The organism is Microvirga sp. GCM10011540 (assembly GCF_042650665.1).
GTDB lineage: Bacteria > Pseudomonadota > Alphaproteobacteria > Rhizobiales > Beijerinckiaceae > Microvirga > Microvirga lenta.
Genome location: NZ_JBHSBQ010000140.1, coordinates 68,424 through 84,838, shown reverse-complemented (window position 1 = coordinate 84,838; position 16,415 = coordinate 68,424). Strand labels below are relative to the sequence as shown.

The window sequence follows — 16,415 nt, the reverse complement described above, 5'->3', positions numbered from 1 at the left end:
CGCCCGTCGGTGCAAATCCGCCGGGTCAGCTGGGGCAAGAGGCCCCTAACCCTGCAATGAGCAGCGGGACAGCGAGACCATGAATTTCGTCGTTACAGGCATAGGCGCGGGCCTCGTCTCGGCCCTTCTCACGGCAGTCGTCGTCAAGGCGACACCGCTGGCGGCCGTCCTGTATCTGCTTGCCCCCATTCCCGTCCTGATCGTCTCCCTCGGCTGGAACCACCGGTCCGGCCTCGTCGCCGCCGTCGTGGGCGGCCTTGCGATCGCGGCTTTCCTGTCTCCTCTGAGCGGCCTCGGCTTCGCGGTCGTCACCGCCCTGCCGGCCTGGTGGCTGGCCTATCTCGCCCTCCTCGGCCGCCCCGCCGCGGACGGGACCATCGAGTGGTATCCGCTCGGGCGGCTCCTAGCCTGGGTCGCCGGGACGGCGGCGCTCACCATCGTGGCGACGGCCGTCATCTCGACGGGGGGCGATTACGACGCGTTCTTCGGGAATGCCCGCGAAATCTCGGAAGCCTTCATCAACCTGCAATTCCCGCCCGGCGGCGAAGAGGCGGCCGACGCGGCGGAGCGGGGAGAGCTGATCGACGCCTTCGCCCGGGCGACCCCGTTCCTTTCGGCGCAGGGCTTCACCACCGTCCTGGCCCTGTACCTCTGGGCCGCGGGCAGGATCGTGCTGCTGTCCAAGCGGCTGCCCCGCCCCTGGCCGGAGGTTCCGGAACTCCAGATGCCGCGCCGGGTGGCCCTGCTTCTGGTCGTCGCCATCGGCCTCGCCATGATCGACGGCTTCATCGGCGTCTTCGGCTTTGCCCTCGCGGGCGCGCTGTTCATGGCTTTCGCCCTGCAGGGGCTGGCGGCCATCCACGACCGCACCCGCGGGAAGCCGGCCCGCCTCTTCCTGCTGACGGGCCTCTACGTGCTCGTCTTCATGACCCAGGGACTCCTGCTGGTGCCCCTGTCCCTGTTCGGCATCGCCGACAGTGTTTTCGGCCTCCGCCACCGGTTCGGATCCGGCAAGGCGGGACCGAGGCAGCCTCCGACCCTTTCAACCTGATCACGAACGTCAAAGGAGAAAACAGATGGAAGTGATCCTTCTCGAGCGCGTCGCCAAGCTCGGCCAGATGGGCGAGACCGTCAAGGTCCGTCCGGGCTACGCACGCAACTACCTCCTGGCCCGCGGCAAGGCCCTGCGCGCCACCAAGGCCAACAAGGAGCACTTCGAGGCTCAGCGCGCCCAACTCGAGGCCCGCAACCTCGAGCGCCGCAAGGAAGCCGAAGCCGTCGGCGAGAAGCTGGACGGCCAGAGCTTCACCATCATCCGCCAGGCCGGCGAGACGGGCGTCCTCTACGGTTCGGTCTCGACCCGCGACCTCGCCGAGATCATGACGGCCGGCGGCTTCACCGTCGACCGCAACCAGGTCGTCCTCAACCAGCCGATCAAGACGCTGGGCCTGCACGCCGTGCCGGTCTCGCTCCACCCGGAGGTCGAGGTCCAGGTGACGATCAACGTCGCCCGCAGCCCCGAAGAGGCCGAGCGCCAGGCTCGCGGCGAAGCCGTCAGCACCCGCGAGGAGACCAACCTCGACGATCTCGGCCTCGAGGTCGGCGCGGCTCTGGCGGATGCCGGAGACGTCGAGCTCTAATCGGCTACGGTTGTTAGAGTTCTCGTTTTGTTCTAAAATGGCGCTTCCCATCGATTCGATGGGGAGCGCTTTTTCGTTGGCGGCTGCGCAGGCCGGGGAGTCAAGCGAGGCCGTCCGCGAAAAGGTGCGTCGTGTGAGAATCGAGGACAATGAGGACAAGAGAACCGGATTGGGCAGGAGTCTTAATCTGTGTCCGGCCGGTCACCTTTCGGTAGCGGAATCCCGCTAAGAAGACCGCAACCCCTTCCCTCGTTTACGGAGCGCCAGATGGCCACCGCCAACGCCCTGATCGCCCGCATTGAGGCTGCCGAGCCGCAATATCGCGCGCCGCCGAGCAACATCGATGCCGAACAGGCGCTTCTGGGCGCGATCCTCGTTAACAACGACGCCTATTACCGGGTTTCCGACTTCCTCCTCGCCGAGCACTTCATCGAGGATCTGCACCGGCGGATCTACGAGGTCGCGACCGATCTCATCAAGGCCGGCAAGATCGCGACCCCGATCACCATGAAGACCTTCCTGGGCGACCAGGATCTCGGCGGCACGACCCCCTACCAGTACCTGGTCCGCCTCGCGGGCGAGGCCACGACGGTGATCAACGCCGAGCATTACGGCCGCACGATCTACGACCTCGCCATCCGCCGCAAGCTCATCGGCATCGGCGAGGACATGGTGAACGTCGCCTACGACTCACCCGTCGACAGCCCGCCGCGGGAGCAGATCGAGGATGCCGAGCGCCGGCTCTACGAACTGGCGGAATCGGGCCGCTACGACGGCGGCTTCCAGCGCTTCTCGGACGCCCTCACAGCAGCCATCGACATGGCGGCGGCGGCCTACAAGCGCGAGGGCGCGCTCTCGGGCATCTCGACCGGCCTCATCGACATGGACCGGACCCTCGGCGGGCTCCAGCCTTCCGACCTGATCATCCTGGCGGGACGTCCGGCGATGGGTAAGACATCGCTCGTCACCAACATCGCCTTCAACATCGCCAAGGCCTACCAGGCCGAGAAGCAGCAGGACGGCAGTCTCAAGACCGTGAATGGCGGCATCGTCGGCTTCTTCTCCCTCGAAATGTCGGCCGAGCAGCTCGCGACCCGTATCATCGCCGAGCAGTCCGGCGTCCCCTCCTACAAGATCCGCCGCGGCGACATGCGGGAGGACGATTTCTACAAGATCACCGAAGCCGCCCGGGAGATGCAGTCGATCCCGTTCTACATCGACCAGACCGGCGGCATCTCCATCGCGCAGCTCGCGGCCCGCGCCCGCCGCCTCAAGCGGCAGCGCGGCCTCGACGTGCTGATCGTCGACTACCTTCAGCTCCTCTCCGGCTCGTCCAAGAAGGGCGAGAACCGCGTGCAGGAGCTGACCGAAATCACGACGGGCCTCAAGGCGCTCGCCAAGGAGCTCTCGGTCCCGCTGATCGCCCTGTCCCAGCTCTCCCGTCAGGTGGAGGCCCGCGACGACAAGCGGCCGCAGCTCGCGGACCTGCGTGAATCGGGCTCGATCGAGCAGGACGCCGACGTGGTCATGTTCGTTTACCGCGAGGAGTATTATCTGAAGAACAAGGAGCCGAAGCCCGGCACCGAGGAATACTTCAAGTGGCAGGCCGAAATGGACCAGGTCCACGGCAAGGCGGAGGTCATCATCGGCAAGCAGCGTCACGGACCGACCGGTACCGTGCAGCTCGCCTTCCAGGCCGACATCACCCGCTTCACCAACCTGGCGGACGAAGACAAACTCCCTGAACGGATGGGCGATTGAACAGAGTTTCCGTACCAACAGACCCGCAGGGCCGCATTCCCGAAAACGCGGCCGGCGGCCTCCTCCAGATCGATCTCGATGCCCTGGCTTCGAACTGGCGCGCCCTGCGGGAGCAGGCCGCCGGGTCGGAGACGGCTGCCGTCGTCAAGGCCGATGCCTACGGCACCGGCATCGAGCAGGCAGTCCCGGCTCTCCAGCGCGCCGGCTGCGGCACCTTCTTCGTCGCGCATCTGAGCGAGGCGATCCGCGCCCGCGCGGCGGCGCCCGGTGCCGCCATCTACGTGCTCAACGGCCTTCTCGCAGGCACCGGCCCCGCCTACGCCGATCACGACCTGCGTCCCGTTCTCGGCTCCTCGGAGGAGATCGAGGAATGGGCGGGGTTCTGCCGCGCGCAGGGGCGGCGCTTCAAGGCGGCCGTCCACGTGGATACGGGCATGAACAGGCTCGGCCTCACCGTGCGGGAGGGCCTGGTCCTCAAGGACAGGCCCGAGCTGAAGGATTTCGAACCCGCCCTGCTCATGAGCCATTTCGTGAGCGCGGAGGAGAGCGACAATCCGCTGAACCGGCGCCAGATCGAAGCCTTCCAGGCGGTCCGGCAGACCCTGCCCGGGCTTCCGGCCTCGCTGGCGAATTCCTCCGGCATCTTCCTGGCCGCGAAGCCGCATTTCGATCTCGTGCGGCCGGGCTATGCGCTCTATGGCGGCAACCCCACACCGGACCGGGACAATCCCATGCGCCCGGTCGTCGGGCTTAAGGCGCGCATCGTCCAGCTGCGCTGGATCGAGCCGGATGAGACCGTGGGCTATAACGGCCGCTGGACCGCCCTCGAAAGGCGCCGCGTCGCCACCATCTCCGTGGGCTATGCGGACGGCTATCCCCGCTCGGCCAGCAACCGCGGCAACAGCGGCGAGACGGTGCTGGCCGGCATGGCGCTCGTCGCCGGCCACCCCTGCCCCTTCGCGGGCAACGTCTCCATGGACCTGATCGCGGTGGACGTGACGGAGGTGGCGGGCCGGGTGAAGCGCGGCGACACCGTCACCCTGATCGGCGGGACCCTCACGGTGGACGAGGTCGGCCGCCGGGCCGGCACCATCGGCTACGAGATCCTCACCGGCCTCGGCCCCCGCTATACCCGCACCTATCGCGGAGGAGAAGGCTGATGGCGAAGCGTCAACCCTCCTTCGCCTGCCAGAGCTGCGGCGCCGTCTACAACCGCTGGAAGGGCAAGTGCGAGGCCTGCGGCGGGTGGAACACCATCGTCGAGGAAACGGGCTCGGCCAATCCCATGGTCGGCCCGGTCGCCACGCGCCCCTCCCGCGCCAAGGGACGGGTCTTCCCCCTCGAGGGTCTCGCCGGAGAGGCCAAGGAGGCGCCGCGCGTGGCGTCCGGCATCGCCGAGCTCGACCGGGTGACCGGCGGCGGCTTCGTGCACGGCTCCGTCATCCTGCTCGGCGGCGATCCCGGCATCGGCAAGTCCACGCTTCTGATGCAGGCCACCGCCGCCCTCGCCAATCGGGGGCACCGGGTCGTCTACATCTCGGGCGAGGAGGCCGTGGCGCAGGTCAGGCTCCGGGCCGAACGCCTCGGCCTCGCCAACGCTCCCGTCGAGCTCGCCTCCGAAACTAATGTGGAGGACATCGTCGCGACCCTGACCCAGGGCCCGCGCCCGGCGCTCGCCATCATCGACTCGATCCAGACCATGTGGACCGAGACCGTGGAATCGGCCCCCGGCACCGTGACCCAGGTGCGCGGCAGCGCCCAGGCGCTGATCCGCTTCGCCAAGACCTCGGGCACTGCCGTCATCCTCGTCGGCCACGTCACCAAGGACGGGCAGATCGCGGGTCCGCGCGTGGTCGAGCACATGGTGGATGCGGTGGCCTCCTTCGAGGGCGATACCGGCCACCATTTCCGCATCCTGCGCGCCGTGAAGAACCGCTTCGGCCCCACCGACGAGATCGGCGTGTTCGAGATGTCGGACCAGGGCCTGCGCGAAGTGCCCAATCCGTCGGAGCTGTTCCTCGCGGGGCGCGACCTCGCCACCCCGGGCACCGCCGTCTTCGCGGGAATGGAGGGCACGCGCCCGCTCCTCGTGGAGATCCAGGCCCTCGTGGCGCCCACCTCCCTCGGCAATCCGCGCCGCGCGGTCGTCGGCTGGGACCAGAACCGGCTCTCCATGGTGCTGGCGGTGCTGGAGGCCCATGGCGGGCTCAAGCTCGGGATGCACGACGTCTACCTCAACGTCGCCGGCGGCCTGCGCATCACGGAGCCCGCAGCGGATCTCGCCGCAGCCGCCGCCCTCGTCTCATCCCTGTCGGGCAATCCGCTCCCGCCCGACACGGTCTATTTCGGCGAAATGGGCCTCTCCGGCGCCATCCGTCCGGTGGCCCAGGAACAGGCGCGCCTGAAGGAAGCCGCCAAGCTCGGCTTCTCCAACGCAGTCTCACCTGCGCCGCGCGCCGACAAGAAAGGCAAGGAACGCCTCCCGCTCCCGGCCTCAGCCATCGGGCACATTACGGATCTGGTGGCGGGAATTGCCGCGAGGCGGCGGAAGGCCTCGTGAATATGAACCATTTCAAGCCTAGGCCATTCAGCCGATTTGATTCATAGGAATTTTATAACGTATACGTCATGCTGCCAGCCTAGCCACTCCTCGCACCAGTCGAATGCAGAACTGTGGAGAGACAGGCGCAATAGGCCCGATGGAGGAAACCGGCATGACTATTACGATCAATCTCTCAAGCACAGACGTTCAGGAATCATACTATAGTTCCCATGAAACGGTCGGCATTCTCACCGTAAGCGGCCTGGCAGAGGGCGAGACGCTAACCGGCTTCGTGATCGAGAACAACTATAGCGGGGAGTACGGGCACAATATCTTCTTCGTCCAGTATTCCGAGGGACAGTACCTTCTGAAAGCTCTCGGTGGTGAGATCGACTTCGAGAATGCCAACCTCAACAGGTTCCCGCTCACCATCAAAGCCATGGGCGCCAACGGAACGACACTTCAAACGTCGTCCTTCACGATCAATGTAACGGATGGGAATGATAATCCTACCGGCATCGATGTTAGCGGCGGCACGATTTCGGATACGGCGGCTGTCGGAGACGAAGTTGCGACCCTGTCTGCCGTTGATCAGGACGCCAACGATTCCCACACATACATCCTGGTCGACCACACCGGTTACAACACGCCCCTCAACCATCCCTTCTTCAAGATCGAGAACAATAAGATCGTCCTGAAGGCGGCTCTGGGCGAAGCTCAGGTTGGCACACACGACTTGTGGGTCCAGGTGAAAGACAGTGAGGGTCTGTCGAGATCGGAAAGAATTACGATCACGGTCACGGACGGCGGAACGACGCCTCCGGACAACCCTGCGCCCGTGCCCGCCCCCACCAACGGCACGCCGAAGAACGACCGGCTTTCCGGCACGGAGGGCGCCGACGTTCTCAACGGCCTCTCCGGCAACGACAAGATCTTCGGCCTGGGCGGCGACGACATCATCAACGGCGGCGCCGGCAAGGACCAGCTCTATGGCGGCGCGGGCATGGACACCTTCGTGTTCGACAGCCGCGCGAAGAAGGGGCAGTTCGACCACGTGAAGGACTTCGTCTCCGCCGACGACACCCTGCAGTTCGACCTCTCGGCCCTCAAGTCGTTCAAGGTCAAGAGCCTGAAGAAGGACCTGCTGGCCTTCGCCAAGAAGGGCAAGGGCAAGGACGACATGGGCAAGCCGGACAAGAAGAAGGTCTCGGTCGGGCTCGACAAGGTGTTCAAGGAAGGCAAGCTCGACAAGAAGTTCTTCAAGATCGGCAAGCCGAAGGACGTCAACGACTTCGTCACCTACGACAAGAAGAAGGGCGTGGTTTATCTGGACGTGGACGGCTCGGGCAAGGCCAAGGGCATCGAGATCCTGAAGGTGAAGCCCGGCACCACCATCACGGCGGACGACTTCCTGTTCATCTGATCGCCGGCCCTGCCGCAAACGAACCGAACCCCGGCGGCCCTCCGCCGGGGTTTTTCCATGCCTGTCCGGCGCTTCGCGCGGCCCTGCGACCGCCCGCGTTCACAAGGTTCGGGGCCGGTCCGAAGACTTGGCTCCTAAGTCGGCCAAGCTTCCGACAGCCGTGGGGTGACGAACCGCATTCTTGAGGGTATACAGCCCGAGCCCTGAACCCGCGAATGCGGCCCCACCCTGTTCTCTGCGTAGGCTTGGCTTATGTCCTTTTCGGTTCTGGATCTGGTCGTCATCGGCGTCGTCATCATCTCGGCGCTCCTGGCTGCGGTGCGCGGCTTCACGCGCGAGGTGCTCGCGATCGTCGCCTGGCTGGTGGCCGCTGCGGCAGCCTGGTACCTGCACCCGATGGCCCTGCCCCTGGCGCAGCAATACATCAGCAGCAACACGGTCGCGCTGGTGGCCGCCATCGGCGGCATCTTCGTCATCACCCTCATCGTCGTGTCCATCATCACGGTCCAGATCTCCGACCTGATCCTCGATTCCCGGATCGGCGCCCTGGACCGGACCCTGGGCCTGGTCTTCGGCGCGGCACGCGGCTTCCTGATCTGCGTGATCGGCTGGGCCTTCATGAGCTGGCTGCTCCAGGGCAAGAACCCAGAATGGGCCACGGCTTCGCGCACCCGGCCGGCCATGGAGGATACGCGGGACAGCATCATCGCCATGCTGCCGGAAAACGCGGAAGCCCTGATCCAGCGGCTGCGGGAGCGCGGCGCCCCGGATGCGGAACCCGCCGAGCCGGTCGAGCCCGATCCGCAGCGCGGCACGGCCCCGGCGGCGCCGGGCGCTCCGGCCCCTGCGACCCAGCCTCCCCCGCGCCGCGGCTGAGCCATTCGGCTCGCGCATCGGGGGGCGACAGGAATAGACATTGGCTAACGGTTTGAGAGTCACTACATAGCGCTCTCACGCCGTTGGTGTGGCGTGCACCCAAGGAAAAGATGATGGCTGCTCTGTCTGAGACGTGGCAGGTCCAACCGAAGCAGGTGGACCTCGACCTCGACGGCGATACCCTGCGCGAAGAATGCGGCGTGTTCGGCATCTACGGCCACCCGGATTCGGCGGCCATTACCGCGCTCGGTCTCCATGCCCTCCAGCATCGCGGCCAGGAGGCGGCGGGCATCGTCTCCTTCGACGGCCACGTCTTCCATTCCGAGCGCCGGCTCGGCCTCGTCGGCGACAGCTTCTCCGACCGGGCGATCATCGAGCGCCTGGAGGGCCTCTCGGCCATCGGCCACGTGCGCTATTCCACCACCGGCGAGACCGTGCTGCGCAACGTGCAGCCTCTCTTCGCCGAGCTTGACGGCGGCGGCTTCGCGGTGGCCCACAACGGCAACCTCACCAACGGCCTCACCCTGCGGCGCAACCTCATCCGCGACGGCGCCATCTGCCAGTCCACCACCGATACGGAGGTGATCGTCCACCTGGTCGCCCGCAGCCGGCAGGACCGGGTCGTCGACCGCTTCGTCGAGGCGATCCAGAAGATCGAGGGGGCCTATGCCCTCGTGGCCCTGACCAACAAGAAGCTGATCGGCGCCCGCGACCCGCTGGGCATCCGCCCGCTGGTGCTGGGCGAACTCGACGGCCGCTACATCCTCACCTCCGAGACCTGCGCCCTCGACATCATCGGCGCCCGCTTCGTCCGCGACATCGAGAACGGAGAATGCGTGGTGATCTCGGACGAGGGCATCGAGTCCTTCCGCTTCGCGCCCAAGCAGGCGCCCCGCCCCTGCATCTTCGAATACATCTATTTCGCCCGTCCCGATTCCATCGTGAACGGCAAGAGCGTCTACGAGGTGCGCAAGGGCATGGGCCGCGAGCTGGCCCGGGAAGCCCCGGCCGATGCGGACGTGGTCATTCCGGTGCCGGATTCCGGCGTGCCGGCGGCCCTGGGCTTCGCCCAGTCCTGCGGCCTGCCCTATGAGCTCGGCATCATCCGCAACCACTATGTCGGCCGCACCTTCATCCAGCCGACCCAGTCGGTGCGCGAGCTCGGCGTGCGCATGAAGCACTCGGCGAACCGCTCGGCCATCGAGGGCAAGCGGATCGTGCTCGTGGACGACAGCCTGGTGCGCGGCACCACCTCGGTGAAGATCGTGCGCATGATGCGCGAGGCCGGCGCCAAGGAGGTCCATTTCCGCATCGCCAGCCCGCCGATCACCCATCCGGACTTCTACGGCATCGACACGCCCGAGAAGGAAAAGCTGCTCGCCGCGACCCACAATCTCGAGCAGATGCGGGAATATATCGGCGCGGATTCGCTGGCCTTCCTGTCCATCGAGGGCATCTACCGGGCCATGGGCGAGGAGGGCCGTAATCCGGACCAGCCGCAATTCACGGATCATTGCTTCACCGGCGACTATCCGACCGCGCTGACCGACCTGACCGTGGCCACCCCGCGCCGCCTCGCCCTTCTTGCCGAAGCCGACTGAAGACTCATGGACAAGCCTCTCTCGAACCGCGTTGCGGTCGTCACCGGCGCCTCGCGCGGCATCGGCCGCGCGGCGGCCCTCGCCCTGGCCGAGGCCGGCGCGCACATCATCGCCCTCGCCCGCACCCAGGGCGCACTGGAGTCGCTCGACGACGAGATCCGCGCCAAGGGCTCCACGGCCACTCTCGTTCCGGTAAACCTCAAGGACTTCGAGGCCATCGACCGCCTGGGCGCCGCGATCTACGAGCGCTGGGGCAAGCTCGACATCCTCATCGGCAATGCGGGAATCCTGGGCGAACTCGCCCCGATCACCCATGTCGACCAGCCGGTCTGGGACGAGGTGATGGCCATCAACGTCACGGCGAATTACCGCCTGATCCGCTCCCTGGATCCGCTGCTGCGCGCGTCCGATGCTGGCCGGGCCGTCTTCGTGACGTCGGGCGCCGCCCACAAGTGCAAAGCCTATTGGGGCGTCTATTCGATCTCGAAGGCCGCCCTCGAGGCCTTGGTCCGCACCTATGCCGCCGAGACGGTCACCACCCCGGTCAAGGCCATGCTGCTGAGCCCCGGGGCGCTTCGCACCAACATGCGCCGCGCGGCGATGCCGGGAGAGGACCCGCTGACGCTGAAGACGCCGGAAGACCTCGCCCCCCATTTCGTGAAGCTCGCCCTGCCGAGCTGGAACGAGACCGGCAAGATCTACGACTTCACCCTCGGTGGAAAGGTGATCGAGCCGCAGATGCCGGCTTGAGCGAAAGACCCCATCAGCAAAAATGGCCGGGCATCGTCCCGGCCATTTTCGTTCGCAGGCTCTGAATTCCGGCTGCGGAGGAAGCCCGGCGCTTCTACTTCCGCCCCTTGTCGAACGGGTTCTGCCCCATCCGGAGCGACACGCGGATCGGCACGCCCGGAAGCTCGAAGGCTTCCCGGATGCCGTTCACCAGATAGCGGGTGTAGCTCTTCGGCAGGGCATCGAGCTGGTTGCCGAAGATGGCGAAGTGCGGCGGTCGGGACTTCACCTGGGTCATGTAGCGGATCTTGATCCGGCGTCCGGAGACGGCCGGAGGCGGGTTGGCCTCGATCGCCTCTCCGAGCCACTGGTTGAGCCGCGCGGTCGAGATGCGGGTGTTCCAGGTCTGGTAGACCTGCATGACCGCCTTCATGAGCGGATCGATGCCGCTGCCGGCGAGGCCGGAGACCGGCACCACGGGGGCGCCCCGCACCTGCGGCAGCAGGCGGGTGGCCTTTTCCTTGAGGTCCTTCAGCAGGCCCGGCTGATCGGCCACCAGATCCCATTTGTTGACGCCAATCACGAGGGCGCGGCCCTCCTGCTCGATGAGATCGACGATGGAGAGGTCCTGCTTCTCGAACGGAATCGTCGCATCCAGCAGCACGACGACGACCTCGGCGAACTGCACGGCGCGCAGGGCATCGGCGACGGAGAGCTTTTCCAGCTTGTCCTCGACCCGCGCCCGCTTGCGCAGCCCCGCCGTGTCGAACAGCTTGATCGGTCGGCCGCGCCACTGCCAATCGAGAGAGATGGAATCGCGGGTGATGCCGGCCTCGGGGCCGGTCAGCAGCCGCTCCTCGCCCACCATGCGGTTGATGAGGGTGGACTTGCCCGCATTGGGGCGACCGACGATGGCGACCTTGAGCGGCTTGTTGGGATCCTCCTCGTCTTCCTCGCCCTCGTCGGGCTCGGGGAAGTGAGGCATCAGGGCCTCGAACAGATCGGCAAGACCCTCGCCATGTTCGGCCGAGAAGGGAATCGGATCGCCCAGGCCCAGCGAGAAGGCATCGTAGGCCCCGGCCATGCCCGCGCCGCCCTCGGCCTTGTTGGCGATGAGGATGACGGGTTTGCCGGAGCGGCGGACCATCTCCGCGAAAGGCCGGTCGGCGGGCAGGATGCCGACGCGGGCGTCGATGACGAAGAGGATCACGTCGGCATCGCCGATGGCGGCTTCGGTCTGCGCACGCATGCGGCCAAGGAGCGATTCCTCCGTCGCCTCCTCGAGCCCCGCCGTGTCGACGATGCGGAATTCCAGGTCGCCGAGACGCGCCTCGCCTTCGCGCCGGTCGCGGGTCACGCCCGGTCGGTCGTCCACGAGGGCGAGCTTCTTGCCGACGAGGCGGTTGAACAGGGTCGATTTGCCGACATTCGGCCGCCCGACAATGGCGACGGTAGGCGTCATGTCCTGCCTCTCCCTTTTGTAAACTACTGCGTGACCTGAACGGCGCCGCCAGCCACCAGGGCGGTGTAGATCGCGAGGCGCTGCCTCAGAGCCGAGGGCGTCTCGCGGTCGGCCGCGATCTGGTCGAACCACCGGCCGGCGTAATCCATGTCATTGGCTTTCAAGCCTGAGAGGCCAAGAAGTTCCCTTGCGGAATGGCGCCATGCATTCGTCGGCACGGCCAAACGCTCCAGGGCCGGGCGCAGTTGCGCCGGATCCGCCGTGTCGAACCGGAGCCACGCGGCGCGCAGGCGCGCCAGATCCTGCCAGAGCGGGCTCAGGCTGGAATCGTTGGCAAGGGCCTCATAGGCCGACGCGCCGTTCTCGGCGTTCTGGCTTCCGAGTTCGGCCGCGAGACGGAAGCGGGAGAGGAAGCCGTATCCGCTGCCGTCTTCCTTCGCGAGGGCTTCCAGGGCGGCCTGCGCCTCCTGGTTCTTTTCCTCGCGGGACAGCTGCAGAGCTTCCTCGTAGCGCAGGGCGGCCGCCTGGGATTGGGTTTCCTGACGGTACTGCCAGTAGCGCCAGCCGCCGACGGCGACGACCACGAGAAGCGCAATGCCGATGATCACACCGCTGTAGCGGTTCCAGATCTGGGCCATCTGGTCGCGGCGATATTCCTCGTCGACCTCGCGGATGAACTCGTCTTTCGGAGCCATACTTGTTCTGCGGCCTCGGGGCCGCCTCCTCCATCGAAGTGGGTCGCCTAGCACACGCCCCCGCCCAAGGCGAGAGGCCGATCGCATCGCAGGCTTTTTTCTTGAAACCCTTCAATAGGGATGGCGCGGGCCCGAGAAAAGCCCTGCGGCGCAGGATCCGGCGGCTCAGGCCGCTCCGGGCAGGACTGGGACGCCGATCAGGAGCGGGTGGAGCCAGACCACGAAGGCGATGTAGACGACCGTGCCGATGGCGATGGCGAGAGCGTCGTTCCGCAGGCCCGCTGGCGGCTCCAGGGGCGCCCCGTGGGGAACGGCCTCGTCGCGGCGCTTCACGCTGATGCGCGCCGCCACCGCCCAGGCCAGGAAGGACCCGAACAGCACGATGGAGCCGAGGTCGCCGTTGGCGAGGAGATGCGCCAGCGCCCAGACCTTCACGCCCGCGAGCATGGGATGCTTCAGGGTCCGCTTGATCCGCCCGGGCAGATAGGCCGCCACGAAGAAAACGAAGGCGAACCAGACCAGGAGCAGCGCCAGGTGGCGGGTCCAGACCGGCGGGTCCCACACCGGGATGTAGCCCGACCCGCGGTATTGCCCGTAGCCGATGGAGATCAGCACGATTCCCGCCAGCGACAGCAGGGAGTACAATCCCTTGTACGGCCCCTCGCCCAACCTTGCGACCAGCGAGGCGCGGCTCTTTCGCGCCATGCTGAAGGCGTGGGTGCCGAGAAAAACGATCAGGCCCAGAACAAGCAGCGTCACGGTCGCCCCCTTGAGGTCAGGCTCTTATAGCCGCGCCTGCGGCAAGACACCACCACCGCCTTGCTCCCTTCGCCTGCTCACTTGTGGCCCTGCAGCATACCGGAAGCAGGATCGGCAGCGGACCTGCCCGCAAGTTTCGGCTCTCCCGGAAAGCCTTGGGCTGCCTAAACTTTTAACAACGGGGTATCTTGCGACACGAAAGTATCCCCGCTACTGACCCGGAACCATTCATTAGACTATTGCGGCACTAGCGAAGCCGGAGCATCTCCGATAGCTAGGCTGCAATTTCAAACCAATAACGACAGGGGGGAAGACAGGTGGCAGCGCTCCTTCAGCTATCCCGCATCATCGACGCCATCAACGAGCGCGTCGGCAAGACCGCGGCCTGGGCCATCGTGATCGCGATCCTGGTCTCGGCCATCAACGCCATCATCCGGCGTCTCTTCGGCGTTTCCTCGAACGCCTGGCTCGAGCTGCAATGGTATCTCTTCGGCGCGGTCTTCATGCTCTGCGCGGCCTGGACCCTGAGGGTCAACGAGCACATCCGCATCGATATCATCTCGAACAAGCTCTCCAAGCGGGGACGGGACATGATCGACCTGATCGGCCATCTGTTCTTCCTGTTCCCCTTCGTGGCGCTGATGCTCTACCTCTCGGTGCCCTACTTCATCCGCTCCTACGAATCCGGCGAGGTCTCCTCCAACGCGGGCGGCCTGCTGATCTGGCCGGCGAAAGGCCTCATCCTCCTGGGGTTCATCTCGCTGGCGCTCCAGTGGCTGAGCGAACTCATCAAGCGCATCGCGATCATGCGGGGCCAGCTCGTCGACGAGCATGCCGCGACCGGTCACCACAGCCCTGAAGTGGAGGCGGAGCGGCTCATCGCAGAACTGGCCGAGAAGAACGCCACTTCAGGCGGCGAACCTCCGGGCGACGGCATCCGCTGACCCCGTAGAGCGCCCTGTTATTCGTATTCCGGAGTTTTCCGTCCATGGCTGAGCTCATCGCCCAGAACCTCGCGCCGATCATGTTCGTGGCGCTCGTCGTCTTCCTGCTCCTCGGCTACCCGGTCGCCTTCGCCCTGGCGGCCAACGGCCTGCTGTTCTTCTTCATCGCGGTGGAGCTCGCCCCGCTGGCGCCGGAGACCATCAACCTCTCCTGGCCCCTCCTCCAGGCCATGCCGGACCGCGTCTACGGCACCATGTCCAACGAGGTGCTGCTGGCGATCCCGTTCTTCACCTTCATGGGATACATCCTGGAACGCTCCGGCATGGCGGAGGACCTGCTCGACACCATCGGGCAGCTCTTCGGCCCGGTGCGCGGCGGTCTCGCCTATGCGGTGGTGTTCGTGGGCGCCCTGCTCGCCGCCACCACGGGCGTGGTGGCCGCTTCCGTCATTTCCATGGGCCTGATCTCGCTGCCGATCATGCTGCGCTACGGCTACGACCGGCGCCTCGCCTCCGGCATCATCGCGGCATCGGGCACCCTGGCCCAGATCATCCCGCCCTCCCTCGTCCTCATCGTCATGGCCGACCAGCTCGGCCGCTCCGTGGGCGACATGTACGAGGGCGCGTTCCTTCCGGGCCTCATCCTGTCGGGCCTTTACGCCAGCTACATCTTCCTCGCCTCGATGATCAACCCGAAGGCCGCGCCCGGACTGCCGCTGGAGGCCATCGGTTACCGTGAGCCCAACGGCTCGCGCGGCGTCTGGCAGCTCGGCGTCCTCGTCCTGTTCTCGGGCCTCGTCGGCTACTACGTCCTGTCCCAGACCGAGACTCGCGCGGGTGCGGACTTCGTGATCCTCACGATCTGCGTCAGCACGGTGGTGGCCCTGATCTGCGCGCTCATGAACAAGGCCTTCGGCGCACGGCGGCTCGTCGGGTCGGTCGTGGTGACGGCGGCTCTCGTCGGCCTCTACCTGTTCCTGCAGCAGCAGAACAACGAGGCCCTCGCCCTCACCACGGAAATGGTGGCTGCCGGCGCGGTCTACGCTCTCGCGGTCGGCCTGATCGAGCGCTTCACGGGCTTCCGCCTGATGTCGCGGATGGCGGAGCAGGTCACCTTCGTCATGGTGCCCCCGCTCCTGCTGATCTTCCTCGTGCTCGGCACCATCTTCATCGGTCTGGCGACGCCGACCGAGGGCGGCGCCATGGGGGCGCTCGGCGCCGTGCTTCTGGCCGCGGCCAAGCGCAGGATCGACAACAACCCCAACCGCTTCAACTTCACCATCATCCGTCAGGCCACCGAGGCCACCGCGAAGCTCTCCGCCTTCGTGCTCTTCATCCTCATCGGCGCCCGCGTGTTCTCGCTCACCTTCTACGGCGTGAACGGCCATATCTGGGTGGAGCACCTGCTGACCTCGCTCCCGGGCGGTCAGGTGGGCTTCCTGGTCTTCGTGAACATCCTGGTGTTCTTCCTGGCCTTCTTCCTCGACTTTTTCGAGCTGGCCTTCATCATCATCCCGCTCCTGGGACCGGCGGCGGAGAAGCTCGGGATCGACCTGATCTGGTTCGGCGTCATGCTGGGCGTGAACATGCAGACCTCGTTCATGCACCCGCCCTTCGGTTTCGCCCTGTTCTTCCTGCGCTCGGTGGCCCCGAAGGTGCCTTACGTCGACCGGGTGACCGGCAAGCGCATGGAGCCGGTGACCACGGGCCAGATCTACTGGGGTTCGGTGCCGTTCGTGTGCATCCAGCTCATCATGGTGGCGATCGTCGTGCTCTTCCCGCAGATCGTGATGCACTACAAGGCGGCGGGCCCGGTGGTCGATCCGGAAGCGGTGCAGCAGAAGCTCGACGAGCTGCTGATCCCCGGCCTCGGCGCCCCCGGCGAGCCCGGCGGCCTGCCGGGCCTCCCCGGCCTCAACTTCGACGAGCCGCCGAAGATTCAGTAAGGCGGACGTCGCAACAAAAAACAAAGGGCAGGCCCCA

At 66.2% G+C, this 16,415-nt stretch carries 14 protein-coding genes; 11 read left to right on the top strand and 3 right to left on the bottom strand.

Translation table 11 applies throughout. From position 1 onward, the window contains the following. Window positions 1–79 precede the first annotated feature (79 nt). The 9 genes from ACFOYU_RS22830 (at window position 80) to ACFOYU_RS22790 (ending at window position 10,593) form a co-directional block, all read left to right on the top strand. Window positions 80–1,051 (top strand): DUF2232 domain-containing protein, encoded by a 972-nt coding sequence (locus ACFOYU_RS22830; protein ID WP_377035341.1) that lies wholly within the window; start codon window positions 80–82, stop codon window positions 1,049–1,051. Window positions 1,052–1,076: 25 nt separating this feature from the next. Then, complete coding sequence (gene rplI, locus ACFOYU_RS22825) at window positions 1,077–1,640, top strand: 50S ribosomal protein L9 (RefSeq protein WP_226741858.1); 564 nt, start codon at window positions 1,077–1,079, stop codon at window positions 1,638–1,640. A 267-nt stretch (window positions 1,641–1,907) separates the two neighbouring features. Then, window positions 1,908–3,401 carry a replicative DNA helicase gene (locus ACFOYU_RS22820; protein WP_226741857.1) on the top strand — a complete coding sequence of 498 codons (1,494 nt, stop codon included), beginning with the start codon at window positions 1,908–1,910 and terminating at the stop codon, window positions 3,399–3,401. Next, window positions 3,398–4,561: an alanine racemase gene (gene alr, locus ACFOYU_RS22815; RefSeq protein WP_377035340.1), complete on the top strand. Its 1,164-nt coding sequence runs from the start codon at window positions 3,398–3,400 to the stop codon at window positions 4,559–4,561. The genes ACFOYU_RS22820 and alr overlap by 4 nt, the downstream gene beginning before the upstream one ends. Then, window positions 4,561–5,961, top strand: a complete 1,401-nt coding sequence (gene radA / locus ACFOYU_RS22810; RefSeq protein WP_226741856.1) for a DNA repair protein RadA — start codon at window positions 4,561–4,563, stop codon at window positions 5,959–5,961. Before alr ends, radA begins: the two co-directional genes overlap by 1 nt. Window positions 5,962–6,115: 154 nt before the next feature. Then, window positions 6,116–7,366 carry a calcium-binding protein gene (locus ACFOYU_RS22805; RefSeq protein WP_377035339.1) on the top strand — a complete coding sequence of 417 codons (1,251 nt, stop codon included), beginning with the start codon at window positions 6,116–6,118 and terminating at the stop codon, window positions 7,364–7,366. 252 nt (window positions 7,367–7,618) lie between these two features. Continuing rightward, complete coding sequence (locus ACFOYU_RS22800) at window positions 7,619–8,242, top strand: CvpA family protein (protein WP_226741854.1); 624 nt, start codon at window positions 7,619–7,621, stop codon at window positions 8,240–8,242. 113 nt (window positions 8,243–8,355) lie between these two features. Further along, window positions 8,356–9,843 carry an amidophosphoribosyltransferase gene (gene purF, locus ACFOYU_RS22795; RefSeq protein WP_377035338.1) on the top strand — a complete coding sequence of 496 codons (1,488 nt, stop codon included), beginning with the start codon at window positions 8,356–8,358 and terminating at the stop codon, window positions 9,841–9,843. Window positions 9,844–9,849: 6 nt separating this feature from the next. Next, window positions 9,850–10,593 (top strand): SDR family NAD(P)-dependent oxidoreductase, encoded by a 744-nt coding sequence (locus tag ACFOYU_RS22790; protein WP_377035337.1) that lies wholly within the window; start codon window positions 9,850–9,852, stop codon window positions 10,591–10,593. A gap of 94 nt (window positions 10,594–10,687) precedes the next feature. On the opposite strand, the gene der is transcribed toward ACFOYU_RS22790, so the two are convergent. From der to ACFOYU_RS22775, 3 genes are all read right to left on the bottom strand, one after another. Beyond that, window positions 10,688–12,034 (bottom strand): ribosome biogenesis GTPase Der, encoded by a 1,347-nt coding sequence (der, locus tag ACFOYU_RS22785; RefSeq protein WP_377035336.1) that lies wholly within the window; start codon window positions 12,032–12,034, stop codon window positions 10,688–10,690. A 23-nt stretch (window positions 12,035–12,057) separates the two neighbouring features. Further along, window positions 12,058–12,729: a tetratricopeptide repeat protein gene (locus ACFOYU_RS22780; protein ID WP_377035335.1), complete on the bottom strand. Its 672-nt coding sequence runs from the start codon at window positions 12,727–12,729 to the stop codon at window positions 12,058–12,060. Window positions 12,730–12,894: 165 nt separating this feature from the next. Then, window positions 12,895–13,488, bottom strand: a complete 594-nt coding sequence (locus ACFOYU_RS22775; RefSeq protein ID WP_226741849.1) for an NnrU family protein — start codon at window positions 13,486–13,488, stop codon at window positions 12,895–12,897. A 317-nt stretch (window positions 13,489–13,805) separates the two neighbouring features. Here ACFOYU_RS22775 and ACFOYU_RS22770 point away from each other — a divergent pair, with 317 nt between their 5' ends. Further along, on the top strand, window positions 13,806–14,432 hold the full coding sequence (locus ACFOYU_RS22770; RefSeq protein WP_377035334.1) for a TRAP transporter small permease subunit: 627 nt from the start codon (window positions 13,806–13,808) through the stop codon (window positions 14,430–14,432). A 44-nt stretch (window positions 14,433–14,476) separates the two neighbouring features. Beyond that, a complete protein-coding gene (locus ACFOYU_RS22765) occupies window positions 14,477–16,378 on the top strand; it encodes a TRAP transporter large permease subunit (protein ID WP_377035333.1) in 1,902 nt (633 codons plus the stop codon). Window positions 16,379–16,415 lie beyond the last annotated feature (37 nt).